Raw genomic sequence first — 23,537 nt, forward strand, 5'->3', positions numbered from 1 at the left:
CTCCTTATGGTTCTATTCTTTTTTATATAAATCATCCAGAGCTCTCATCATATTCTTAAGTGCTCCGACAACTTTGTCGTAATCCATTCGCTTAGGTCCGATAACTCCTACCGTTCCTCTCATGCCCTCTCCGAGATCGTAGGTCGCTGTTACAACGCTGCAATCCTTCATGGACTGAACCGGAGACTCATTACCGATGTAAACCTGTATACCTGTCTCCTCTGAGGAGGACTGAAGCGCATTCTCAACGATACTTGTAAGATCGCTCTTATCCTCAAAAGTGGTTATGAGGTCACTTGCTCTCTCCTTATCAGCAAGCTCGGGATATCTGAAAATGTTGTTCGCACCGCTGGTGTAAATCTGAAGGTCCTCATCCTCCGTAATGGCATCTCCGGCTGTATCGAGTATCTTGTCGATTATCTCGCTGTGGATACCCGCCTCCTGCTTCATCGCAGTTATAAGTCCGAGGTTAATGTCCTCTACGGAAAGTCCTGCAAGTCTGGTATTAAGCAGGATATTGAGCTTAAGCATATCCGCTTCGGAAAGCTCCTGCTCCACCTCAACCATTCGGTTCTTAATTACGTTTCCTTCTATTACTATAGTGGTAAGAATGTGTTCCTCATCCACTCTGGAAAGCTGTACGAATTTCAGCTTATTCCTTCTGATCATGGGTGCTGAGATCATCGAAGCGTAGTTGGTATCAACCGCCAGGGTCTTGGCAACCTGCTTAAGGAGCTTCTCAAGCTTCTCTTCTTTATCCAGAAGCATCTCCTTCATGTTCTCAACTTCCTGTTCCTTCTCAGCGAGCATCTCATCTACATAAACTCTGTAGCCCTGATCTGACGGAATACGTCCCGCGGAAGTATGAGGCTGCAATATAAGTCCCATCTCCTCAAGATCCGCCATCTCGTTTCTGATGGTAGCCGAACTGAGATTAAGATCCGTGTACTTGGAAATCGTCCTACTGCCCACTGGCTCGCCTGTCTCGAGGTAATTGCGAACAATTGCATGCAGTATTTTCTTTTTTCTGTCATCCAGTTGCATCACAAACCTCCTTTTTTGATGTGTTAGCACTCAACGTCATTGAGTGCTAACATCTTCTGAGAATAAATTACCACTATAAATTATTAATGTCAATAAAAAACCCCAAGGATTTCTCCCTGGGGACGAATAATCTACATATATGTGATAAAGTCCCGGCCTGCAGCAAGCAAGCTTGCCAGGCCGGGACCTTCCATCCTTGTTTATCACATCCCAAAATCAGCATGAACCTCGCCGTTAACAACGAAGTATACTCTTTCCTCTTCGGGCTTTACATAAAGCTCAAGAGTCTTGATCTCGGAAACTTTTCTTCCCATATCATACTGCCATACATTCTTGGCATTCTCGATAAAGGTGTCATATGTAACGCTCTTATCAGCATACTGAAGAACGATATTTGTCTTTGTTGCAGGAGCCTTTGCAGCTGTTGTCTTCTTTGCTGCTGGCTTCTTAGCTGCTGTAGCCTTCTTTGCTGCAGGCTTCTTTGCTGCTGGCTTAGCTGCTGCCTTAGTCTCAGTCTTCTTGGCTGCTGCCTTGGTTGCTGTAGCCTTTTTAGCAGGTGCTGCCTTCTTTGCTGCAGGCTTCTTTGCTGCGGGCTTCTTCTCTTCCTTCTTATCAGCTGCCTTGGTCTCAGTCTTCTTAGCTGCTGCCTTAGTTGCTGTAGCCTTCTTTGCTGCGGGCTTCTTAGCTGCTGCCTTCTTTGCTGCGGGCTTCTTAGCTGCTGTAGCCTTCTTCTCCTCAGCCTTAGGTGCCTCTGCCTCAGCAGGCTTTACTTCATCCTTCTTTTCTGCAGCAATTACCGGTTTCTTGATAGTCGCAATCGGCTTTAAAGCTGCTTCTCTCAACTTGTCTTCAGCCATATCTCCCTCTCTTTCCGTAAGGAACGCGTGTTATGCGTTTTTGCAAATTTATCATTACGTTTTTGAGTTTAGTACATATTCTAAAAAAAGTCAACATTTATGCGCTTTTAGACCAGATTCTATTCTTGAAAGCGCCTTTTTAAGCACTTCCATGGAGGACGCAAACGAAATTCTCACGAATCCTGGGGCAAAATAGGCACTTCCGGGCATCATGGCAACACCGTATTTTTCCAACAAATATTCGCATAATCGTGTATCGTCATCTATAATTCCGTAACCCTCGTATTCTTTTCCGAGAAAAGCACGGATATCGAAGAACGCATAGAAAGCTCCCTGGATCTCATGGCAAATGACACCGGGTATCCCTCGCAGTTTTTCCTGAACAAAATCTCTGCGCTTCTCAAACTCTGATCTCATGAGCTCGACAGAATCCTGGGGCCCGCAAAGTGCCTCGACCGCCGCATACTGTGAGATGCTCGGAGGTGTGGTAGTTGTCTGGCTCTGCACCTTCACCGCAGCGCCAATAACATCGGCTCTGCCGCAGACGTACCCAAGTCTCCAGCCAGTCATGGAGTATGTCTTGGAAAAACCGTTAACCACGATAGTCCTGTCCTTCATCCCCTCAAACGCAGAAATGCTTTTGTGGCGATTCTCACCGTATATTATTTTTTCATAAATTTCATCGGAAATAACAAAGATATCCCTGCTGATTGCAAGGTCAGAGAGCCCCTTCAGCTCATCCTCGCCGTAAACCTTGCCGGTGGGATTGTCCGGGGTACATATTATAACAGCCTTGGTGCGTTCGTTTATCGCACTCTCAATGGCTTCAAGATCAAGAGAAAAATCGTCCTTCCTCTTCACAAGAACGGGCTTTGCGCCCGCAAGAGCTACCATATCGGGATAGCTGACATAGCACGGAATGGGGATTATGACCTCATCACCCTCGCCCGCAACAGCGCACAGCGCACCAAACAGCGCCTGCTTCGCACCGACGGTCACCGCCACCTCATTCATCTCATAGGTGACGCCGTTGTCCTTTTTCATCTTCTCGATTATCGCCTCCCGAAGCGGTGCGATACCGTTTCCGGTGGTGTATTTGGTGAAATTCTCATTGATTGCCCGTATTCCCGCTTCTTTGATATTGTCCGGCGTAGGGAAATCGGGCTCGCCCACATTGAGAGAAACTATGTCCTCTCCCTTCCGCCTAAGCTCCTCCACCTTTCCGAAGAGAGCCGTGGTCGGGGACATTTTTACCGCCGCCATTCTCGTAGATAATGTTGTGCTCATACTTTTTTCATACTCCTCATCCGTCAGCTTCGCTGACACCTTCTCCATAAATGGAGAAGGCATAACTACTTGTTACTTTATAAGCATCCTTCTAATTTTATGGTACGCCTTCCTGATGAACCTTCCCACCGTAATATCCAGCTTATGATACAGCCTTGAAAAAGCTGTAATGGGTGGCATTACCAGATAATCATACTCTCCTATATGCTTAAGAAGGTACTCCGGATAACTTCCGTCGACCTCCGTACGCTCAAATCTCGCATCCCTTCCGAAGATGTCCCTGCCGAGCACCAGATTATCCATGGTCTCAGCCAGAATCTCGCGGTCGTTGTACTCCTGATGCGCAGCCGCTTTTACCTTGACGCCTATCCTCTCGACGGGATTGGTCTCGTGCCTTCCGCCCATGTAGCCGAAATGCCAGCCGCCGTCAGCGACTCTGACAGACCTTTTATCGCAGGGTGACACCAGATCGCGCAGCCTTACGATTCCCTCGCGCGGGATATTATCTATGGAAGTAATCTTTGTTCCAAGCCACTTCCTGTCGCTCTCCGCAACCTCCGGGAACTCTCCGGTAATCGAGAGCAGCTTTCCCGACTTTTCTTCCATATTAAGGAATACATAAAAATTCCTCTGCGCCAAGTGGTAGACCTTCGTCTTATCAAAATTCTCTATGATTTTCGTAAGAACCTTGGGATTTGGAATCTCATCCACATCACCGAACAGGATTATGTCGTCGCTCGTCGCGCCGACTTTCTTCAGCCCCTCTATCAGACGGTTTTTCTGAAAATAATCCCTCTCGTGGGTCAACGCATCCACCGGCGAATCAGTGACCACCACATACTCTATGCGGTCAAGATAATCCTTGAAAAGATCTCTGTTCTTTTCAAAACAAAGCTCCTTCTCTTCACCCGAGAAGGTCATTGTTGACTCTTCTATAATGAACTTATCCACATAGGGACTAAGGATTTCTAACCTCAGCCTCAGGATGTCCACTTCATTAAAAAATGGAATGCAATCATATACCATTTTTTCTGATCCTCGCTTTAATCCGGGATTTCAGGCGCGTCTTCCTGCTAAGAAGCATCAGCCGCAAAACCGGCATACCCGCCACCTGATACCTGTAAACATACGCATCCTCCTCGGATGCCCAGGACGGAAGCTTGCCCTTCCCATACTCTTTATAAAAATCGGAACCCATCATCTCCTTCATCTTCCGCTTGATCTCGGAAAAAGGAAGGTCCGAATAGATAAGCTTTTTCATGCTTATCGTGCAGGTCAGGGTCTTGCGCTCGTTTATAACCTCAGTAAAACCACCCTTTGCCCACTTTTTCGCATAGTCGTCCAGAACCTCGAAGGCCTTCTCCTGGTTCTCCATAAAGTTTTCATGATAACCGCCCGTAAGCCCCTCTTCGTTTATTCTGTAAAAATACAGTATCCTGTCGAGATATGCAATGCTTTTTGCTTTATCAATTATTTCGGCGGTCTGCAGAAGGTCCTCTCCGTAATTGAGCTTCCTGTTCACCGTCTCCTCGATGCGGCCCGCAAGCTCTTTTCCTATGCACTTGTTCCACATGGCATTTAGCATATCACCGGAGCACATTATTTCATAGAACTTCTTCTTGCCATCGCCCGAATAAATCTTGCCCTCTTTAAAGGGAAAAGGAAACATCTTCGACTCGGGAGTGCTCATCTCTGCAGCATTATACAGTATTATCTCAGGCCTCTTACCTTTTCTTTCATATTTAGAAGCCGCTTTCTGAAGCTCAGTGAATATCCCGGGAGCCACGGCGTCATCAGCATCCATGAAAACAAGATAATCTCCCGCAGCTCTTTTTATCCCCTCCTGCCTCGCATCGTAGGCAGACGCGGGTCCCATATGCACCGTCTTTACAAATGGAAAACGGTTTGCAAGTTCGCCGCATATATAGCCACTTCTGTCTGTGGAGCCGTTTTCAATAAGAAGAACCTCGATACTGTTCTCCATCCCCTCAGCGGCCTTTACTATAGAAGACGTCGCTTCACTTATGTACTTTTCAGCATTGTGAACAGGCACTATTACCGAAAACTTCATGTTATATTGTGCTCCCTCTTCCACTTTTCACTTCTTCTCCAGAACAGCAAGGGCCTTACGGCCATCTTGAATCTCTTCGTGGGGCTGTAGAAATGCGGATATCCCTCATTTTCTCCCCACCATTTATGAAAAACGAAAGGCTCCACTCCCTTGTTCTCGGGAAGCGGATGTTCTCTTCCAAACTTAACCGCGCTATCTAAATCAGCCCACTTAAGGCCGTCCTTCTCCATCTGATTTTTGCAGTGACAACAAAGGAAAATATCCTCGTTGTAAAAACCGTCATATACCTTAACCCAGGGAAGGTCGTGCTCCTTAGGATAATCAAGAAGTCTCTTGGACCTGATGGATACGCTGTTTCCGACTCTGCAGATGTTGCCCTCGCTGTCCCTGTAGGCATAGTCATTCTTCGGAAGCGGCCAGGGAGAGCCTATATAATCGTAGTTAAGAAAGCTCTCGTCCCAGTTTTCCGGATGTATCACAAAGCCGTCCGCGTGCACGATAAGAACAAAGTCCGTCTTAATGTGATCGCGAAGCTCATATACCATTTTGTAATTGAATTTGTCGATGTCATCGAGTTTTGATGTGTAGCTGAAGCGTATGTCCTTTGGAAGATAAAACGGCTTTTTATCTGTAATCAGAACCGCGTCACCGAATTCGATATCGCGCATGCTGTACTTCATCGCCTGCACGGTCTCATATACATCTACACTTGTCATCGCTGCAATCGTGACTCTCGGAAGCTGCAGCTTCTTTGTATTATTCATATATCCTCTATTTATCCGAAGGTTTTTATTATTCCGGTTCTCCTTAAGAAGGAGCGCCACATTTTCTTAAAGAAGAACACTCCATACAAAAGTCTTCTCCTTATATTCTGGAAAAATTCCCTTACCGCTCCCGGCCTTACATTTCTTCTTGCATAAAGTGCTGAGTGCTTCTTGTATTCCGCCAGTTCAGCTCTGCATTCATCGGCGCTAAAGAGCCTTCCCTTTTTATCCTGATAGGTAAGGAAGCTGTAAATATTCTGCTCCGATGACCAGAAACCGTCAGAAATATTGTGCCTTGCCCAGTACTTCGGAGCAATCGCGTATTTCAATTCAGTGCTCGACATAACTGGCATCATCGCAAAGGATGAATTCGAAAGAATAAGGTATCTCGCATTTTTTATGGTAACGTAGTCCTTACCCATGTCGAAGTGGTGACACTCATACTCGGGAAGCACCTTCCTGGTAGCCTCTTCATCCTCGGTGATTATCATGAACCGCATATTCGGGTTCACCTTTTTCATGTTCTCGATGGCATTTAGCCAGTACTTTCTATCAAGGAAAAGCTCCGGACAGCTTGTATACTCGCCGCCTCTCATATTGATGATGCAGAGGTCGTCTGCCGTATATTCGTAGGACTCTGCCTCCTCCTTTACGTGGAGCCAGTCCTTTATCTTATCGCGGTACTTCTCAAAATAGGACTGATCCTGGAGATTCCCATATATAAGAGTATTGTCTTCAATTTCAGAAAGTCTCGGGTCAGCCCCCGAAATATAGCAGCCATTGGTCATGTCATGAACCGAATTTCCCATGAAAAGTCTGTCATCCTGCTCATGGAAAATCGTGAATTTGTCCATATCTTCACGAGGGATCTCAGTTCCGAGATCTATGTCCATGAAATACATGCCTTTGTTAGAATGGAAAACGTTGCCGACCTGCCCCGGGTTCACAAACCCGAAGGGGACGCCCAGCTCCTCGGCCATGCATCTCGTGACTACATAGAAAAACAGCTGATTTCCAAGGCCGTAGCCCTTAATAAATTCTGCACCTATCATAAAAACTCTTCCTCATACCACTGCTGGAACATCAGGATGTACCAGATTTGGATCCTGTAGATGCCCCTCTCGGTAAAGTCTGTCCAGATTTTCTCGACAACCTCCGGGTCAAGAATACCCTGCTGCCTGATTTTTTCCTTATTAAGAAGGCCCTCGGCCCAGTCGCGGAGATCACTGTCAAGAAGCCACTTCTCAATCGGAATCGAAAAGCCCTTCTTTGGGCGCTCCATCATTTCCTTCGGAACGTAGCGGTAAAGCACGTCGCGAAGAACCTTCTTGCCCACCTTGTCGTCGCGAAGGTACTGAATCGGGAGGCTCCAGGCGAACTCAATCACATCCCTGTCAAGCATCGGCACACGCGTTTCAAGCGATACCGCCATCGCTGTCCTGTCCACCTTCACAAGGATATCGTCGGGGTGGTAAACCAGCATATCCATAAGCATGCACTGGTGATTCACTTCCTCAAGAAATCCGTTTGGAAGCTCAGTGTATTTATAGGGAATGGTTCCTCTCTTAAGCGCAATCCTCTTTGTCAGCGGATCCGTCTCATGCTCCATTCTGTGGATATCCACGGGTCCCTCGGCGCCAAGGAGTGTCCCCTTTATTCTGTAAATATCTTTATTTTTCAGGGGTGAATTCAAGACTATCGAGCTAGCAACCTTCCTTATAGGATAGGGCACGCCGTGCATCTTCCCCCAGATTCTGCTGATGGATTCATATGAGGTGTAGCCGCAGAACAGCTCATCTCCGCCGTCTCCGGAAAGGGATACGGTCACGTGATCCCTCGTCATCTTGCTCACAAGATATGTGGGAATCTGTGAAGAATCCGCAAAAGGCTCGGCAAACATATGCGCAAGTCCGGGAATAACGGCCTTGGCATCTTTTTCCGTAATATAGAGCTCAGTGTGCTCGGTGCCGAGGTGCTTTGCAATCTCAGCTGCGTAAATCGCCTCGTTGTAGGCCTTATCCTCCATGCCGATGGTGAAGGTCTTAACCTTCCCGGGCTCAAGTGACTGCATAAGTGCCACCGTCGTGCTGGAGTCGATTCCCGCTGATAAAAAGGCTCCGACAGGAACATCCGCAACCATCTGGCCTTTTATTGATTCCTTCAGAAGTCTTTCAAGCTCGTTCGCCGCTTCCTCGCTGCTGCCGGTAAACGGATTTTCCTGACCTCTCTTGGCGGTCTCCTTCATAGACCAGTAGGTAGTGGTCTGTGTGCTAAGGTCCTTTAAATTGACCGTCATGAAAGTTCCGGCCTCGAGCTTGTTTATTCCTTTATAAATAGTGTAAGGCGCAGGGATATAGCCCTCCACAAAATAGATATCAAGAACGTCAGTGTTTATGGCATTGTCGAAGCCATCCACAACCCTGAGGCACCCCAGATCGGAAGCAAAAGCGAAGGCTCCCGCAACTTTTCCATAATATAAAGGCTTCTCTCCGACTCTGTCTCTGGCAAGAGTAACTGTCTCATTTCTCTTATCATAAACCGCGATGCCGAACATGCCCTTGCACATTGAAAGGGCTTCCTTCATTCCGTAGTGCTCGATAGCCTCAAGAAGAACCTCTGTGTCCGAGCTTCCCCTGAAATCTCCCGCCGCTGCAAAACCGTCATCCAGGAGCTTTTTCTTTACATCTTTGTTGTTATATATCTCGCCGTTGTAGACCATCACAAGGTTCCCGGAATGGCTGACCATAGGCTGGGCACCGTTCTTGGAAAGGTCCACAATAGAAAGGCGCCTGTGTCCAAGCGCCACTTCACTATTTTCACTTACATAAATCCCATCATCATCAGGTCCTCTGTGAATCATGCGGTCATTCATCTTCTGGATATTCGCGCGCGCATCACCTGAGAACTTCAAAAGTCCTGATATTCCACACATATGTAGATGTCCTCATTCCTAGTGCTAACTTTTCCCTAATAGTACCATATATTCGGGGATAATGAAATTTTAATTTGTTCGCGATGCCGCTTGCCTCCTGACTTTTATGCAGTTCCCGTGAAGTAAGGCAGACGTGGTTTTAGCTATTGCAATGTAATTCGCAGAGAAATTATTGTAGTATGAAGATGAGATGCAATAAATGATTCAAGTTCAAAAGGAAGCCGGATCTATATGAGTGGTAATGAGAAAAAGATCATTATAATTTTGATAATAACCAGTATCATTGCAATTATTGGGGCGCAGATTTATAAGGCAGCAACAGTCTTCAAATATGAGGACCATCTTGATGAAGTTATAATTTCCGTGGACGATAACAGTCTGACACTACGTGAATTTGGCTATTACATATATACGACTGAAGAGTTCGTCCAAAAACAGGCTGTTTTATATGATCCCGAGGACCCGCTGCATTGGTGGAACACGCATTTTTCTGCCGGACTAGATTCACAGTTTGTCAGTGAACTGGCTATGAAAACGGCTATCAATACGTATTTGTCACATGCAATCTATTACGCCGAAGCACAAAAGGCCGGTATGGCATTAAGCTCCTCTGAGGAAGAAGCTGCACAGTCAGAAGCAGATGAAATGTATCAGAAAATGAGTCCTCTTCAGCTTAAGAAAACAGGGCTTAATGAGTCGCTTATTTATTTTGCATTGTGCAGGAAAAAACTTGCATCAAAATATGCCGAAGATTTGGCGACGAATATCGATTTTTCAGGATATGAAGATGATCTGGGATCCCTGCTTAGCGGAGACGGGGATTATTTTCAGAATGTTATCCTGCCGCAGCACAACGTGGTGATAAATGAAAAGCTTATGAAAAATATAAAGATTGGAAGAATTACTGTAAACAACACATGAACTGCTCTCCTCGTAAGACAAACTGCCGAGATATCGTTCTGATTTATTCTGAAATTTAATCACAAATTTGAATTTATATAAGCGTATAACCTCTGAACCCGCGCACGGAATAGTACGAATCCGCCCCGTTATGGAATGTGAAAACCCTTCCGTAACGTCGTTCGCAGAACAATGCACCGCCCTTGTCGCGAATATCATCCGGCGTAGTGATCCAACTTGACGTTTTCAAATCAAATTCCCCGAGACTTTGCAGTTGGCGATAGAGTTCCTCCGTCATGATCAAAACGCCGATTTCTTTTGCTTTCCATTCGGCGCTGCCTGACGGCGGGTTTTTAGCACGCCCCTGTAATGCCTTTTCGTCATAGCACAGGCTTCTGCGCCCAGAAGGGGACTCCTTTGCGCAGTCGCAGAAAATTAGCTTTCCCGTCTTTTCGTCATAGCCGATGGTATCCGGTTCTCCGCCGCTCTCCTCCATCCTTCTCAAAACATCCATGGAGTCCGGATGCTCAAGCAAACGTTTCTCCACGTCAAGCCAACTCAGTTCCATATGAAGATTCTTATTATCCTGAAACCTCGCTTTTAATATTTCTAACATAGTTTCCCCCTCCAATCTCCGATTGGGAATGAACCATTCCCAAGGATTTTATAACTCGTTACAATTTATTATTTCATCATCCGCAACCCCATGTAAATACTAAATTTGCGGTTGTTTACCTTTCCCTTATGATTTCCCTTGTGTTATATCGTCCCATAGTACTTTACAAGTGTTGATAAGGGAAAAAACAAGGATTTTTTCTTCTTCCCGTTAGGCTTTCTTTCGGCATTTTGCCGTCTTGCTTCTTCCTGTGCTTCTTTGAGCATGGTCGACATCCCTGTCTCCCGGTACAAACTGTTCCGAAGAAGGCTGAGCCCGAGGTCAGAAGGATAACAGAATTCGATATGATTATTTTATCCTTTTTTAATTTGTTTTTAGAGGAGATGGAATAGATAATAATTATTAGAGGAATGTTATATGACGTATTGTGTTATTGATGTGTTTTTGGCGAAAATCTTATAGAGTATTGTTCTTCACACCTTAAGGAAGTGATTTCTTAGGGTGTGTTTTTTATTGGTACTGAATTGTAGATATATAGTTATGAAGCCTCAATTTAGCCGGCATATTTATGCTATACGTGATAAAAAGGGAGAGTGGGCAGATTTGAAAACAAACACTACAACTAAACACGCCATTATATGGAAATCATATGTGAGACTTGCTCTGGTGAATATGGTGGCTTATGTAGTTTCGAATATCTGCTGCTTTATCGATAATATCGTGATTGGCAGATTTCTTGGCGAGCATGCTCTGGCAGCGGTAGGTCTGTTCTCGCCGGTGCTGGTACTTTCGGGACTGGCATTTGTAATAATTGCGGGAGCAGAAATACTGATAGGCACACTTATTGGAGCTGGTAAGCAGGATAAAGTTACTTCACTTTTTACAAGCTCTTTTATAACAATTGCCTTTATCTGGGCTGCTATTTCTATTGCGCTTTTAATTGCAAGAATTCCTCTTGCTGGATTGCTGGGCGCAAGAGGAGAGTCAAAAGAACTTCTTGAACAGTATATTGCCGGATATTCATTTAACTTATTGTTTGCTGCCCTCAGCTCTCTTCTTATTTCAGTTGCTTCTTTTAATAATGCGATTAAAAGGTCTTATATAGCTACAACTGCGCTGTTCTTTTGCGATGTCGTTTTTGATGTCCTTTTTGTTAATATCCTTGGGATATTCGGGGTAGGACTTGCATCTACCCTGAGCAGTCTTGTTGCTTTTCTTATACTTTTACCTGCTTATACGAATAAGGAAAAGACTGTTCACATTGAAAAGACAGCGTTTGATAAAGAATTATTGGCAGAGGCTGTAAGAAGAGGGGCTCCCACTCTTCTGTTTAATATCGGGATTTTTGTCAAAAACAGTCTCATAAATTATTCATTGCTTAGATATGTGGGCGTGGAGAGCATAGCTGTTGCAAGTGTTTTAGTTGCCATGTGCGGTTTGGTGGGGGCTGTCACAGTAGGCTGTTACAGTGCGCATTCTGCGCTTACCAGCCTTTACTATGGTGAAGAGGACCGTGAAGGGTTCATTGATGTGTTTAAGACTGCTTTAGTGGCTGGTGTAGCATGTACTACGCTTGTGGTGACATTTTTGGCTGTCTTTTCATCTCGGCTTTCAGATATTTTCTTCAGTCCGGGTACCGAAATATATGAAATGGGAAGGACTATGTTTACTATAGGTTTCTGGTTTTCCCTGTTTAATGTATTCCTGAACCTTCTTATGAATTCATATAAAATCCAGGGAAGAATGAAGCTTGTAAATATCATCTCTTTTGCTGAGGTGGCCATGATAGGCATTTTAACGCTTCTGACAGTTCCTTTATGGGGAAGCAATGGAGCATGGCTTGCCAATATGTGGAGTGATATTCTTTCAATTATCATTGTGATCATTTCGGTATTTGCATATACAGGCAGTGCCGACTTAAGCATCCCGTCATTATTAAAGCTTCCGCCGGACTTTGGTGCTTCCAAAGAGGAATTTGAGGAATATTCCGTACAAACGAAGGAAGAAGTGTCAGAGATCTCACAGAAAGTGATTGATTTTTGTCGCTCAAGGGATATTGACCATAAAAAGGCGCTATGGGTCGGTTTATGTATTGAAGAGCTTGCTGTAAACATTATTGATCACGGCGGATTTAAGCGTGGGCATAACAGCATAGCAATAAGGGTCGTAAATAAAGAGGAAGGTGAGCTTACAGTAAGGATACAGGACGATTGCATTAGATTTGACCCTAGAAGCTATCTGAATATGTTCAACACCGATTCACCTGAGGAGCATATTGGACTTCGCATGGTAGCAAAGCTGGTAGATAGCATCAATTACTATAACAATGCCGGTATTAACACTTTAATAATGAAATTATAAAGTGCCGATACTAAATCAAAGATATGATCTCCTTATCCGGTTTATCACCAGGCGATAACCTGATATTAACCTATGAAACAAAGGACTGTCCGCTTGATATCAGCTATGTTCAGGGAGTCATCAATTTGTATTTTGGACCATTGGAAAATTGACTGCATAATCAATTCATTTATCTGATATAATATGTAGTAGATGTAATTGTTTTAGCGACTAATAAATATCTGTTTTCAGAAAAGTGTTTGGTCGCGCTAACGGTGCCGGCAATACAGGAGGGGGTATTATGTATATTGCGATGCATTGTATTAATGCAAACAATTCCGAACTGGATGAGATTTGCAAGTTTTACGGAATTCACTACGACAACATGTACAAATCATGTGTGATATCTACCGATCATCAGCATCATGATTTTGTAGTATCTATGCTCGAAGAAGATTACAAGGACTTCTATCGCCAGGTTCTTACGGCGCTTGCAGCTGAGGGCGGTCAGGTAATGGAGATTACCAAGGGCAAGGTTTTCAGGTGCAGGAAAAATGAAATCAGGCACGGTGAGAATCAAAAGTGCGAAATTAAAAGATTGTAATTCATTTTAAAATGAGATTGAAAAGATCACTGAAAGAGACCGAAAAGGTCTCTTTTTCTTTGTCTTTTTATTGAATGAAAAAAGGCGTTGTGCTAGAATTTCCAAATGAGGGAGCTAATTTAAAAGACTTTTTACTGTCATGGGGAAATCTATTCTATATATTTCCGGGCATTCGTCCGCCTTTTTCCTTGTCAGCAAAAAGCAAAATGTTTTGTGGAGGAAATATTAAGATGTATGAAAAAAGATTTGATCCTATGACAGGAAAACCGCTTAACCCGGATTCTGTCAATCAGCAAGCTGAAAATCAACAGCCTGTCAATCAGCAACCAAACAATCAACAGACTTACGGAACACAGCAGACCTATGGACCCCAGCAGACTTACGGAATGCCGCAGAATAATGCTACCCAGCAGACCTATAGTGCGCCGCAGAATTACACATACGATCCTGCAGCAATCGAGAAGGCACAGTCAGATAAGAACAAGAAGCTTGCTTATGTGCTTCTTGGTGTTTGCGCAGTTTTATTTATGGTAGTTCTTGGCTTTGGTGCGTTTACTGTCATGAAGTTTTTTGCTAAGAATTCTTCCGGCAGCGATGCAGATCAGAGAATAGAAGCAGCGGCAGAGGAGTCGGAAACAAGCGAATTTGCTTTTGATGAAGAAGGCACTACAGAGGAAGTTACAGATGAAAATGCGGCTGATGAAGCAGCTGTAGAAGAAATCCCCGGACTTCAAATGATAGAGGAACCTAACGCTGAAGATTTCCTGAGTGAAGATACGGATTCTTATACAGAAGAGGATTATACCCAGGCTGGTTCTGCAGCGGAGGCTGTTCCGGAAAATATCTACAATCTGTATACTGTTCAGTTGGGAGATGATACCTACCATATTCCTGCTAAATTGACTGATTTTCTTGAAAAGGGCTGGACTCTCCCGGATGAGAAGACAGCACAGGAAGTCCTTGCCAATCGTGAGATGGCCTCTGTTGAACTGTATTCTCCCGACGGCAGTAACAACTACTTAGATGTGGACGTTACGAATTTTGATGTTAATTCGCAGGCGCTCAGAGACTGCTATGTTTCAAAAATAAGTCTTGATGACTATGTAACTGAAAAAACAGGCATAGAATTTAAATCCTATAATGGTGACTTGGTAGTTGGTAAGAGTACCAGAGATGACATAATTGCTGCCGCGGGAGAGCCGAGTGACGTAATAGATAGCGCTGGCCATATATCGCTTTTCTATGAAGGAATAGCTGAAACATATCTTGGATCAGAGGTTATATATTATCTGGATGAAAACGATGTGCTGGACTATGTTGTTGTTCGAAGCGATAATGCTCCGGAAGATTTCGTAGCTACTGAGATAAGTGATGAAGCACCTGCTTATCTTGACCAGTATGTGGCACCTACATCTCTTGGAAATGATCCTTTCTCAGGTAATTACAAGCTTGATGGAGTACTTTACAATCTTCCGACTCCTTTCTATGAGATCACTAATAATGGATGGGATTATCCCGGAAATCCTGATGAGATAGTTGAAGCGGGCCAGATGTACAGTGTTCGTTTCGACAAAGGTGACAGGAGCCTTTATGCAACGGTTTACAATCCCTCTGAAGAGGCTACATATCTTAAGTATTCGATGATCATCAGTGTCAGTGACCCGAGAGGTCTTAGTGCTAACGATTTAGAGTTCCCGGGAGGACTGTCCGGATCCATAACAGAGGAACAGCTTCTGACATATTTGGATAAAAACGGAATCACTAACTATGACTATAACAAGGGACCCGGATGCTACCATATATATTTCGATCAGACCGGAAATGACAGAAGTATGGCAAATGACTGGTATCAGATTTTTGCAGACGGAAATGAAATAATCGACATTGAAATGCAGAACTACGGCTGGCTGAAATAAGAGCATTAAGGAAGAGACTCATACTATAAATGGTATGGGTCTCTTTTTTACATTTTATGCAAGCGTCCCCGCGAACAAATCAAACATCACTCCAGATTCTCTGCGAAGTTGCCGAAAATCCTTATGTCGGTTACGGTGCACATCAGCGCCTCCATAACTCTGTTCATGTCCTCCATCATAAGGTCTCCCGTGAATTCCGCAAAAAACATATACTGCCACTTCTGCTCGGGAATCGGGCGGGACTCAAGCCTTACAAGGTTTAGACCGTAGATTCTGAAAACCGTGAGCGCTTCGTGAAGTGCACCGGCCTTGTGCTCGGTTCTAAAGCTGATACATATCTTGTTTCTGCCCTCGCGAAGCTCCATTCTGGGAGATACAACCACAAATCTTGTGGTGTTGGTGCGGTTAGTATTGATGCCTTCCTTGATGATCTTAAGGCCATAGATCTCTGCGGCACGCGATGAGCAGATTGCAGCTTTGGTCTTATCACCAAGCTCGGCAACCATTCTCGCACTGCCTGCGGTGTCAGCCTGCGGCACGCGAACCCAGTCCCTGTGCTCATTTAAAAACTGCTCGCACTGGAATATTCCCTGCTCATGTGAGAAAACCGTCTGAATATCAGACATCTCCGCATCCGGAAGAACCATCAGACTGTGCTTTACTCTGACTGTGGTTTCGCCTACCATGTAGCACTCGTACTGCGCAAGCAGGTCGTACACCTGGCGGATTGCGCCGGTCGAAGAATTCTCTATAGGAAGAACCGCGTAGTCAGCCGCTCCGCTTATCAAGGCTTCAAAAGTATCCTCAAAGTGCACGAGTCCTTCGCTGTTTACATCTTTTCCAAAGAAATCAATTGCAGCCATCTCGCTGTAGGCACCGGGCTCACCCTGGTAGACTACCTTGGGGTTCTGCACAGGCTCCCTGACACCGGCAAGTGCGCTGTCCAAAAGTTCGCAGGCGCCGTCGCTCTCGCCGAGCTTTCGCTCCACGCGCTCGCGGAGCTGGGTTATGTATTTTTCGTTGATTATCTGAATCTCGTCCATCATACCTCCGACAAAACTTCCATCTTCTCCACAATCTCCTCCACATCCAAAAGCAGCTGTTTCTCGGCCTGCTTGGGATTGTTGTCCTTCACATACTTATACAAGAACAGCGAATAGGATGCAGGGCGGAAGGTAATCTTACCCTCGCAGCTCTCGATAAATGCGGGTATATTCTCCGCCTTAAGTCTCGCATTGTTGTTCATCTTGATGGCAACCTCCCCGTTGCCGCCCTTAATCTCAAGGATGTAGAGTTTGTGCGCCTTCTCGCGGACAAGCGATATCCTGATCAGATTGTCCACCGACTCAGGCAGCTCGCCGAAGCGATCCCTCAGCTCATCGCGCATATCATCGCGGTCGCCCTCGTTCTCGATCCCGGCAATTCTCTTGTATATCTCGAGCTTCTGCTCTTCATTAACAATATATTCACTCGGAATGAATGCATCAACATCGATATCGACACTTGTGGAAAAATCTTCCAGAAGGGCATCCTTCTCTTCGCCCTTCTTGCGTCTGACAGCCTCTCCGAGCATTTTGCAGTAAAGATCATATCCGACTGAAGCCATATGTCCCGACTGGCTCTTTCCGAGAAGATTTCCCGCGCCTCTGATTTCAAGGTCTCGCATCGCAATCTTAAAGCCCGAGCCGAGATCCGTGAACTCACGAATTGCAGATAGCCTCTTTTCCGCAACCTCTCTTAGCATCTTGTTTCTCTTGTACATAAGAAAAGCGTAGGCAGTTCTGTTCGACCTTCCGACACGTCCCCTTAGCTGATAGAGCTGGGAAAGACCCATCTGGTCGGAGTCGTGGATAATCATAGTATTTGCATTGGAGATATCAAGTCCCGTCTCGATGATAGTTGTCGATACCAGCACATTTATCTCGCCGTCTATGAAGTCGTACATGATTCGCTCAAGCTCCGACTCCTTCATCTGGCCGTGTGCAAAGGATACATTCACCTCAGGCACCAGCTTCTGAATTCTCGCCGCAACATCCGCGATATCATTTACACGGTTGTAAACATAGTAGACCTGACCGCCGCGCGCAACCTCTCGGGCAATCGCCTCGCGCACCATCTCGTCGTTGTACTCACAGACGAAGGTCTGAATCGGCTGTCTGTCCATCGGCGCTTCCTCAAGTACGCTCATGTCCCTGATTCCAACCAGTGACATGTGAAGAGTTCTCGGAATAGGCGTTGCGGACAATGTCAGCACATCCACATTTTCCTTGAGCTTCTTTATCTTTTCCTTATGAGTTACGCCAAATCTCTGCTCCTCATCAACGACCAGGAGTCCCAAATCCTTGTAGACCACATCCTTTGATAAAAGTCTGTGCGTTCCGATAACGACATCCACGAGACCTTTTCGCAGGTCTTCCACAGTCTTCTTCTGCTCGGACGCCGTCCTGAACCTGGACATCATGTCGACCCTCACAGGGAAATCCTTCATTCTCTCCGTGAAGGTGTTGTAATGCTGCTGTGCCAAAATTGTTGTGGGAACAAGTATCGCCACCTGTTTTCCGTCCTGCACCGCTTTGAAAGCTGCTCGGATAGCAATCTCCGTCTTGCCGAATCCAACGTCTCCGCAGATAAGTCTGTCCATGATTCGCTCGGATTCCATGTCGGCTTTGGTGTCCGATATAGCGGTCAGCTGATCTTCTGTCTCATCAAAAGGAAAGGCCTCCTCAAACTCCTGCTGCCATACAGTGTCGGAGCTGAACTGATATCCGCTGCTGTTCTGCCTCTTTGCATAGAGCTCTACCAGATCGTCCGCAATCTCCTCAACTGCAGTCCTTACCTTATTCTTCGTGCGCTTCCAGTCGCCGGTTCCAAGCTTGTTGAGCTTCGGCTTTCTCGCCTTCCCATCGGCTCCGACATCGCCGCTCGCGTACTTCTGTATTACATTGAGGCCTGTCGCAAGCACGTAGAGATTGCCGCCGTCAGCATAGCTGATCTTGATGTAATCCCTGACCACCTTGTCGGTCTCAATCTTCTCTATTCCCTTGTAAATTCCAAGTCCATGATCCTCGTGAACCACATAGTCGCCCACCGTCAGATCCGAGAAGCCTGAAATCTTCTCGCCGCTGTACTTCGACTTGGAATGCTTTCTCTTTTTCTTCTTATGCTCCGTGAAAATATCGCTCTCTGAAATCACCGCGAATTTCAGGTCGGTGTATTCAAACCCCTTGAGGATTCTGCCGTAATAGGTCATAATCTCCCCGGGCTGGAGCTCGCGCATCGGATTCTCGCTGTAAAAAGCGGTAACGCTCTGGTCGCGAAGATCCTCGACAATTCTCTTGGCTCTCGTTCGGGATCCCGAAAGGATAAGCACCCGGTAACCATTTTTCACAAAGCCCTTGAGGTCGTGTACCAGCGATTCGAAGCTGTTGTTGTAGGGCGCAATGCTCCTTGCGTGCACCTCGGTGCTGATGTCGGGCTCAAACTCGTTTAGCCCCTTGGGAGCTGCGAGCGCCGAGAGCATTATGCGTCTCGTGCTCTTCATCCTCGCAATGCACTCGTCCTTCGAGTACAGAAGGTCCATCTGAGACGGCAGCGCATAGCCATTCTCTGACCTGTGGATCATGCTCTCCCTGAATTCGTTCTCCACCGCCGATGCGTGCTCAAGCACATGGAGCGGCTCATCTATGAAAACACAGGATTTTCCTGCAGGGAAAAGCTCCAGGAAGGTCACGGTCTCATCGTAAAAATATCTTATATAACTCTCGAGATTCACCTCGAGTTCAAGCTCTGTCAGTTCTTCCTTAAGTTCCTCGAAGGAAGTCTTTATGCGGTGCGCCGCCTCGGTCTTAAACTCTTCGCGAAGCTTTTCATAGACGAGCTTCGTCTCGGCCTCCATCTTTTTAAGACCCTTCGTCTTCTCATCATCCGTCAGGATAATCTCAGCCGCAGGATAAATCTCAATCGATTCGAGCTTGTCTATCGACCTCTGTGTCATAATGTCGAAGCTTCGGATGTTCTCGACTTCGTCGCCCCAGAGCTCGATTCTGTAGGGATTCTCTTCTGTCAGATCGAACACGTCGATGATATCGCCCCTTACGGAAAATTCGCCCGGAGCTCCCACCTGATAGACGCGGTTGTATCCGATCCTTGTGAGGATCTTCGCAACCTCGCGCTCATTGACGGGTTTTCTCTTATCTATTTTCAGAATGTTATTTTTAATTATGTCTATGGGAATCTGCGGCGTCATCAGACTTGAGAAGGTTGTGACCACAGTAACGGGACGCCCTTCGATGAGGCGCCTCAAACATTTTATCCTCTCCCTTACGATTTCATTGGAGTGGACATCTGCCTGGTAGAATATCAGATCCTTTGCGGGATAAACAGTGACGTTTCGGTCGTAAAATCTGTAGTCCTCACAGATCTCCTTAACCCGAAGGTCGCTGTAGGTCACAATTATCCTGTACTTGAAATCCTGCGCAAGTCCGCTAATGAAATGGAGTTTCTGAGAATCCATACAGCCGGAGACCTCCGCGCAGGCAAAAGGCTTTTCCAGGTACTTATTTAGTTTGATAAATGCCTCCAGTTCTGAAAGAGGCGCTTCGATTGCTCGCATTTTTACCTCATTCCGGTTTGTATCCGTTCCACTTGTTCATGGCGGAGTTGACGCCATCTTCCATGATAACTCGAACGGCGTCGGCTGCGTGGTCCATCGCTTCCATAACAAGAGCTGTGTCCTCGTCGTCGAAGTGTCCGAGAACCCAGTCTGCAAGGTCTATGCGGGGCGGCTTCTTGCCAACTCCGACTCTGACTCGTGCGAACTCGTCGTGGCCAAGCTGCGCGATTATATTCTTAAGACCGTTGTGGCCACCGGCGCTTCCGCTGGGACGAACTCTGATTCGACCGGGATCAAGATCGATATCGTCGGAGAGCACGATGAGCTCAGTCTTCGTATCAATCTTGAAGTAGTCCGCGACGGGCCTTATGGATTCTCCGCTGAGATTCATGTAGGTCAGCGGCTTTAGGAGGATTACCTTTTCGGAGCCGATCCTGCCCTTTCCATACATACCTTTGAACTTCATCTCGGTCAGGTCTATATCATATTTTTCTGATAAAACATCTATTACGCCAAAGCCCACGTTGTGGCGAGTGGCGTTGTATTTTCGCTCGGGGTTTCCGAGGCCTGCGATTAAGTACATATGAGTCCCCTCATCCGGCGCTTCGCGCCACCTTGTCTACGCTCCGCTTCGGTCCGCGCTGGACCGACGTCCCCCGGACGTCGAGCGCCCCCCAGGGGGGAAAGGCTTTATTTTAATTAAATAGGGAGCAACGAATTCGTCGCTCCCCATATATTAGCACAATTATTCTTTTTGTAGTATAAAAACCCGCTTAGAAAAGACTTCCCACTCCTGTAGGTGCGGCTTCGGTCTCAACCGGTCTTGAGTCGATCACTTCGTCTGAAGCCTCGTCGTAAGCCTTCAGAATGGTATCCTGAAGCAGCCTTCTCGTATCTGAATTAATCGGATGAGCGATGTCACGATACTCTCCATCGACTGACTTTTTGCTGGGCATTGCGATAAACAAACCCTTGTCGCCCTCGATCACCTTGATGTCATGAACAACGAACTCATTGTCAATGGTGATTGAAACGATGGCACGCATTTTGCCCTGCTTTGCAACTTTTCTAACACGAACATCTGTAATATTCATCCTGCTTTGTCCCCCTTTTAGAAATGTAAAAAATGAATACTTAGATTACATACCTCTCATTGTTTTCTACTACTATTTTTATACCGTTCTCTCCCTTGTAATAGGAGTTCGCCTGGATGGTTCCATGGCTCTCGACGATACAATTCTCAATGTGCGTGTTATCTCCGATGTAAACATCATTCAGAATAATCGAATTCTTGATGTAGCAGTTATTTCCGATGAATGCACCCTTGAAAATAACCGAATCCTCAACCATTCCGTTTACGATACAACCGCTGGAGATAAGACTGTTGGCAACCTTGACGCCCACGTTGTACTTTGCGGGAGGAAGGTCCACAACCTTGGTGTAAACACCCGGGTACTCGTTGAAGAAATAATTTCTAACTTCAGGCTTCAGGAAATCCATGTTGGTTCTGAAGTAATCCTCAACGGAAGCGATGTTGTTCCAATAGGACTTAAGCTTGTAACCGTAGATTCTCTTCATATCCTTGTAACGAACCAGGATATCCCTAACGAAATCGAATCTCTCCTCGGTCTGAGCTTTTTCTATGAGCTCTATGAGCTGACGTCTTCTGATGACGTATATACCGCAGGAAATCGTGTTGGATCTCGCCACTACCGGCTTCTCCTCGAACTCCTCGATACGGCTCTCCTCATTCATACGAATAGTTCCGAATCTCTCGGTATCGATGTCTGCAGGCACATCCTTGCATACAACAGTGATGTCAGCCTGCTTATCGATGTGGTACTCAAGGAGCTTGTTGTAATCCATCTTGTACACGCAGTCACCGGAGGTGATAACCACATAGGGTTCATGACAGCTCTTTAAAAAGCTGAGGTTCTGCGCAATGGCATCCGCCGTTCCTCTGTACCAGAGATTTCCGTTTGCCTTGGCTGCGGGAGTGAATACGTAAAGACCTCCCTGCTTACGTCCGAAGTCCCACCACTTCGATGAAGACAGGTGTGTGTTAAGGCTTCCTGCATTGTACTGCGTGAAAACCGCCACCGTCTGAATGTGGGAGTTCGTCATATTACTAAGTGCAAAATCTATGCTTCTGTAAAATCCGGCCACTGGCATAGCACAAACTGCTCTGTTCTTAGAAAGCTCGTGCATGCGGTTACTTCCACCACCGGCAAGAATAATTCCAATCGCTCTCACTACCTATCACCTGCCTTATCCAATGTTCTTCCGCTATCCAAACTTCCGTCAGGATAGTCCTTTTCGGTAGTTACTCCGGAGATCATCGTGTTCTTTCCTACGGATACACCGCTGGGAACCACTGACTTCTCTCCGATTGTTACGATTCCGTCTCTGTAAATTCCGGGCTTGGTCTCGTTCTGAACTTCATCACCCTCACCGAGTCTTACGTTGTTACCAATATCAACATGCTCGGCAATTACAGCCTTCTCAATATTACAATTTTCACCGATGACGGTTCCGTTCATAATGATGGAATGGCTTACAATCGTGCCTCTTCCAATCTTAACTCCGCATCCTATTACGGAGTTGTGTACCTCTCCGTAGATCTCCGATCCCTCGCCGATGATACTTCTTGAGGTAGAACTCTCGGGGCCAAGGTACTGCGGAGGCTGAACATCGTTTCTGGTGTATATCTTCCAATACTCCTCGTAGAGGTTGAACTCCGGAACGATGTCGATGAGTTCCATGTTGGCCTCCCAGTATGATGTAAGAGTTCCTACATCCTTCCAGTAGCCGTCGAATTCATATGCGTAAAGGGACTGACCCTTCTCCTTACAATAAGGAATGATGTGCTTACCAAAATCCAGGCCGGGCTGATCCTGATTGGTAATAAGCGCTTCCTTCAGCGACTCCCATGAGAAAATATAGATACCCATAGAAGCAAGGTTTGATCTGGGCTTCTCGGGTTTCTCCTCAAAGTCCACAATTTTCCTGTCCTCATCGGTAATCATAATACCGAATCTGCTGGCCTCCTCGATCGGCACAGGCATAACCGCGATAGTAACATCTGCGCCGTTAGCCTTATGAAAATCGAGCATTGTCTCATAATCCATCTTATAGATATGATCTCCCGAAAGAATGAGAACATAATCCGGATGGTAATTCTCCATATACTCAAGGTTCTGGAAAATAGCATTCGCAGTACCTGTATACCACTCACTGTTCGCACTCTTCTCGTACGGAGGCAGAATGGTAACGCCACCGATATTACGGTCAAGATCCCACGGAATACCGATTCCGATATGCGAATTAAGACGCAGCGGTCTGTACTGTGTAAGTACGCCCACTGTATCTACACCTGAATTAATGCAATTACTGAGTGGAAAATCAATGATGCGGTATTTACCGCCAAATGAAACTGCCGGTTTCGCCATCTTGGATGTAAGTACACCAAGTCGGCTGCCCTGTCCGCCTGCCAGTAGCATGGCAATCATCTCTTTTTTTATCATGTTAAGACCTCGTTGTCATAAAAAATGTAGAATTTCCTATGAAGTAATATAGTTCCCGCGGTCTATGATC

Annotated in this window: 19 protein-coding genes; 4 read left to right on the forward strand and 15 right to left on the reverse strand. The window is 46.0% G+C overall.

Features of this window, described 5'->3' with window-relative positions:
* Nucleotides 1-12: 12 nt before the first annotated feature.
* The 8 genes from hrcA to asnB all read right to left on the reverse strand — a co-directional run bounded on the left by hrcA (nucleotide 13) and on the right by asnB (nucleotide 8,955).
* Nucleotides 13-1,044: a heat-inducible transcriptional repressor HrcA gene (gene hrcA / locus G630_RS0108585; protein WP_044959000.1), complete on the reverse strand. Its 1,032-nt coding sequence runs from the start codon at nucleotides 1,042-1,044 to the stop codon at nucleotides 13-15.
* Between the two features lie 203 nt (nucleotides 1,045-1,247).
* Complete coding sequence (locus tag G630_RS25025; protein WP_049946147.1) at nucleotides 1,248-1,901, reverse strand: DUF6465 family protein; 654 nt, start codon at nucleotides 1,899-1,901, stop codon at nucleotides 1,248-1,250.
* Between the two features lie 90 nt (nucleotides 1,902-1,991).
* Nucleotides 1,992-3,236, reverse strand: coding sequence for a pyridoxal phosphate-dependent aminotransferase (locus tag G630_RS0108595; RefSeq protein WP_081667846.1), 1,245 nt, complete (start codon nucleotides 3,234-3,236; stop codon nucleotides 1,992-1,994).
* Between the two features lie 24 nt (nucleotides 3,237-3,260).
* A complete protein-coding gene (locus tag G630_RS0108600; RefSeq protein ID WP_022760373.1) occupies nucleotides 3,261-4,214 on the reverse strand; it encodes a hypothetical protein in 954 nt (317 codons plus the stop codon).
* The gene (locus G630_RS0108605; protein ID WP_026498345.1) at nucleotides 4,204-5,259 is read right to left on the reverse strand and encodes a glycosyltransferase family 2 protein; all 1,056 of its coding nucleotides are present in this window, start codon (nucleotides 5,257-5,259) and stop codon (nucleotides 4,204-4,206) included. The genes G630_RS0108600 and G630_RS0108605 overlap by 11 nt, the downstream gene beginning before the upstream one ends.
* Nucleotides 5,256-6,023: a DUF5672 family protein gene (locus G630_RS0108610; RefSeq protein ID WP_242829919.1), complete on the reverse strand. Its 768-nt coding sequence runs from the start codon at nucleotides 6,021-6,023 to the stop codon at nucleotides 5,256-5,258. Before G630_RS0108610 ends, G630_RS0108605 begins: the two co-directional genes overlap by 4 nt.
* Before the next feature lie 11 nt (nucleotides 6,024-6,034).
* On the reverse strand, nucleotides 6,035-7,075 hold the full coding sequence (locus tag G630_RS0108615) for a glycosyl transferase (RefSeq protein ID WP_026498347.1): 1,041 nt from the start codon (nucleotides 7,073-7,075) through the stop codon (nucleotides 6,035-6,037).
* A complete protein-coding gene (gene asnB / locus G630_RS0108620; RefSeq protein WP_026498348.1) occupies nucleotides 7,072-8,955 on the reverse strand; it encodes an asparagine synthase (glutamine-hydrolyzing) in 1,884 nt (627 codons plus the stop codon). Before asnB ends, G630_RS0108615 begins: the two co-directional genes overlap by 4 nt.
* A gap of 231 nt (nucleotides 8,956-9,186) precedes the next feature.
* Between asnB and G630_RS0108625 the strand changes: the two genes are divergently transcribed.
* On the forward strand, nucleotides 9,187-9,876 hold the full coding sequence (locus G630_RS0108625) for a hypothetical protein (protein WP_026498349.1): 690 nt from the start codon (nucleotides 9,187-9,189) through the stop codon (nucleotides 9,874-9,876).
* A 73-nt stretch (nucleotides 9,877-9,949) separates the two neighbouring features.
* On the opposite strand, the gene G630_RS0108630 is transcribed toward G630_RS0108625, so the two are convergent.
* On the reverse strand, nucleotides 9,950-10,471 hold the full coding sequence (locus G630_RS0108630) for a DUF4256 domain-containing protein (protein ID WP_044959003.1): 522 nt from the start codon (nucleotides 10,469-10,471) through the stop codon (nucleotides 9,950-9,952).
* 603 nt (nucleotides 10,472-11,074) lie between these two features.
* Here G630_RS0108630 and G630_RS0108640 point away from each other — a divergent pair.
* The 3 genes from G630_RS0108640 to G630_RS0108650 all read left to right on the forward strand — a co-directional run bounded on the left by G630_RS0108640 (nucleotide 11,075) and on the right by G630_RS0108650 (nucleotide 15,331).
* A complete protein-coding gene (locus G630_RS0108640) occupies nucleotides 11,075-12,832 on the forward strand; it encodes an MATE family efflux transporter (protein ID WP_044959006.1) in 1,758 nt (585 codons plus the stop codon).
* Between the two features lie 280 nt (nucleotides 12,833-13,112).
* Nucleotides 13,113-13,415, forward strand: coding sequence for a hypothetical protein (locus G630_RS0108645; RefSeq protein WP_022760382.1), 303 nt, complete (start codon nucleotides 13,113-13,115; stop codon nucleotides 13,413-13,415).
* A gap of 230 nt (nucleotides 13,416-13,645) precedes the next feature.
* Nucleotides 13,646-15,331 (forward strand): hypothetical protein, encoded by a 1,686-nt coding sequence (locus G630_RS0108650; RefSeq protein WP_026498352.1) that lies wholly within the window; start codon nucleotides 13,646-13,648, stop codon nucleotides 15,329-15,331.
* Between the two features lie 86 nt (nucleotides 15,332-15,417).
* On the opposite strand, the gene G630_RS21270 is transcribed toward G630_RS0108650, so the two are convergent.
* From G630_RS21270 to G630_RS0108680, 6 genes are all read right to left on the reverse strand, one after another.
* Nucleotides 15,418-16,377: a prephenate dehydratase gene (locus G630_RS21270; protein WP_081667843.1), complete on the reverse strand. Its 960-nt coding sequence runs from the start codon at nucleotides 16,375-16,377 to the stop codon at nucleotides 15,418-15,420.
* Nucleotides 16,374-19,943: a transcription-repair coupling factor gene (mfd, locus tag G630_RS0108660; RefSeq protein WP_026498353.1), complete on the reverse strand. Its 3,570-nt coding sequence runs from the start codon at nucleotides 19,941-19,943 to the stop codon at nucleotides 16,374-16,376. The genes G630_RS21270 and mfd overlap by 4 nt, the downstream gene beginning before the upstream one ends.
* 7 nt (nucleotides 19,944-19,950) lie before the next feature.
* Nucleotides 19,951-20,526, reverse strand: a complete 576-nt coding sequence (pth, locus tag G630_RS0108665; RefSeq protein WP_022760386.1) for an aminoacyl-tRNA hydrolase — start codon at nucleotides 20,524-20,526, stop codon at nucleotides 19,951-19,953.
* A gap of 190 nt (nucleotides 20,527-20,716) precedes the next feature.
* Nucleotides 20,717-21,037: a septation regulator SpoVG gene (spoVG, locus tag G630_RS0108670; RefSeq protein ID WP_022760387.1), complete on the reverse strand. Its 321-nt coding sequence runs from the start codon at nucleotides 21,035-21,037 to the stop codon at nucleotides 20,717-20,719.
* Between the two features lie 40 nt (nucleotides 21,038-21,077).
* Entirely contained in the window at nucleotides 21,078-22,196 is a 1,119-nt protein-coding gene (gene glgD, locus G630_RS0108675) for a glucose-1-phosphate adenylyltransferase subunit GlgD (RefSeq protein WP_022760388.1), read from the reverse strand.
* Nucleotides 22,196-23,467, reverse strand: coding sequence for a glucose-1-phosphate adenylyltransferase (locus G630_RS0108680; RefSeq protein ID WP_022760389.1), 1,272 nt, complete (start codon nucleotides 23,465-23,467; stop codon nucleotides 22,196-22,198). Before G630_RS0108680 ends, glgD begins: the two co-directional genes overlap by 1 nt.
* Nucleotides 23,468-23,537 lie beyond the last annotated feature (70 nt).

The sequence above is a fragment of the Butyrivibrio sp. WCD2001 genome (genome assembly GCF_000424485.1).
In the GTDB taxonomy this organism is placed as follows: Bacteria; Bacillota; Clostridia; order Lachnospirales; family Lachnospiraceae; genus Butyrivibrio.

What these genes read in the sequence shown, in the direction of transcription:
- G630_RS0108645 (WP_022760382.1), top strand. Translation starts at nt 13,113, where the DNA reads ATGTATATTGCGATGCATTGTATTAATGCAAACAATTCCGAACTGGAT.
- G630_RS21270 (WP_081667843.1), bottom strand. Translation starts at nt 16,377, where the DNA reads ATGATGGACGAGATTCAGATAATCAACGAAAAATACATAACCCAGCTC.
- spoVG (WP_022760387.1), bottom strand. Translation starts at nt 21,037, where the DNA reads ATGAATATTACAGATGTTCGTGTTAGAAAAGTTGCAAAGCAGGGCAAA.
- G630_RS0108600 (WP_022760373.1), bottom strand. Translation starts at nt 4,214, where the DNA reads ATGGTATATGATTGCATTCCATTTTTTAATGAAGTGGACATCCTGAGG.
- G630_RS0108680 (WP_022760389.1), bottom strand. Translation starts at nt 23,467, where the DNA reads ATGATAAAAAAAGAGATGATTGCCATGCTACTGGCAGGCGGACAGGGC.
- asnB (WP_026498348.1), bottom strand. Translation starts at nt 8,955, where the DNA reads ATGTGTGGAATATCAGGACTTTTGAAGTTCTCAGGTGATGCGCGCGCG.
- mfd (WP_026498353.1), bottom strand. Translation starts at nt 19,943, where the DNA reads ATGCGAGCAATCGAAGCGCCTCTTTCAGAACTGGAGGCATTTATCAAA.
- G630_RS25025 (WP_049946147.1), bottom strand. Translation starts at nt 1,901, where the DNA reads ATGGCTGAAGACAAGTTGAGAGAAGCAGCTTTAAAGCCGATTGCGACT.
- G630_RS0108650 (WP_026498352.1), top strand. Translation starts at nt 13,646, where the DNA reads ATGTATGAAAAAAGATTTGATCCTATGACAGGAAAACCGCTTAACCCG.
- G630_RS0108595 (WP_081667846.1), bottom strand. Translation starts at nt 3,236, where the DNA reads ATGGAGAAGGTGTCAGCGAAGCTGACGGATGAGGAGTATGAAAAAAGT.
- G630_RS0108630 (WP_044959003.1), bottom strand. Translation starts at nt 10,471, where the DNA reads ATGTTAGAAATATTAAAAGCGAGGTTTCAGGATAATAAGAATCTTCAT.
- hrcA (WP_044959000.1), bottom strand. Translation starts at nt 1,044, where the DNA reads ATGCAACTGGATGACAGAAAAAAGAAAATACTGCATGCAATTGTTCGC.
- G630_RS0108610 (WP_242829919.1), bottom strand. Translation starts at nt 6,023, where the DNA reads ATGAATAATACAAAGAAGCTGCAGCTTCCGAGAGTCACGATTGCAGCG.
- G630_RS0108615 (WP_026498347.1), bottom strand. Translation starts at nt 7,075, where the DNA reads ATGATAGGTGCAGAATTTATTAAGGGCTACGGCCTTGGAAATCAGCTG.
- pth (WP_022760386.1), bottom strand. Translation starts at nt 20,526, where the DNA reads ATGTACTTAATCGCAGGCCTCGGAAACCCCGAGCGAAAATACAACGCC.
- G630_RS0108625 (WP_026498349.1), top strand. Translation starts at nt 9,187, where the DNA reads ATGAGTGGTAATGAGAAAAAGATCATTATAATTTTGATAATAACCAGT.
- G630_RS0108605 (WP_026498345.1), bottom strand. Translation starts at nt 5,259, where the DNA reads ATGAAGTTTTCGGTAATAGTGCCTGTTCACAATGCTGAAAAGTACATA.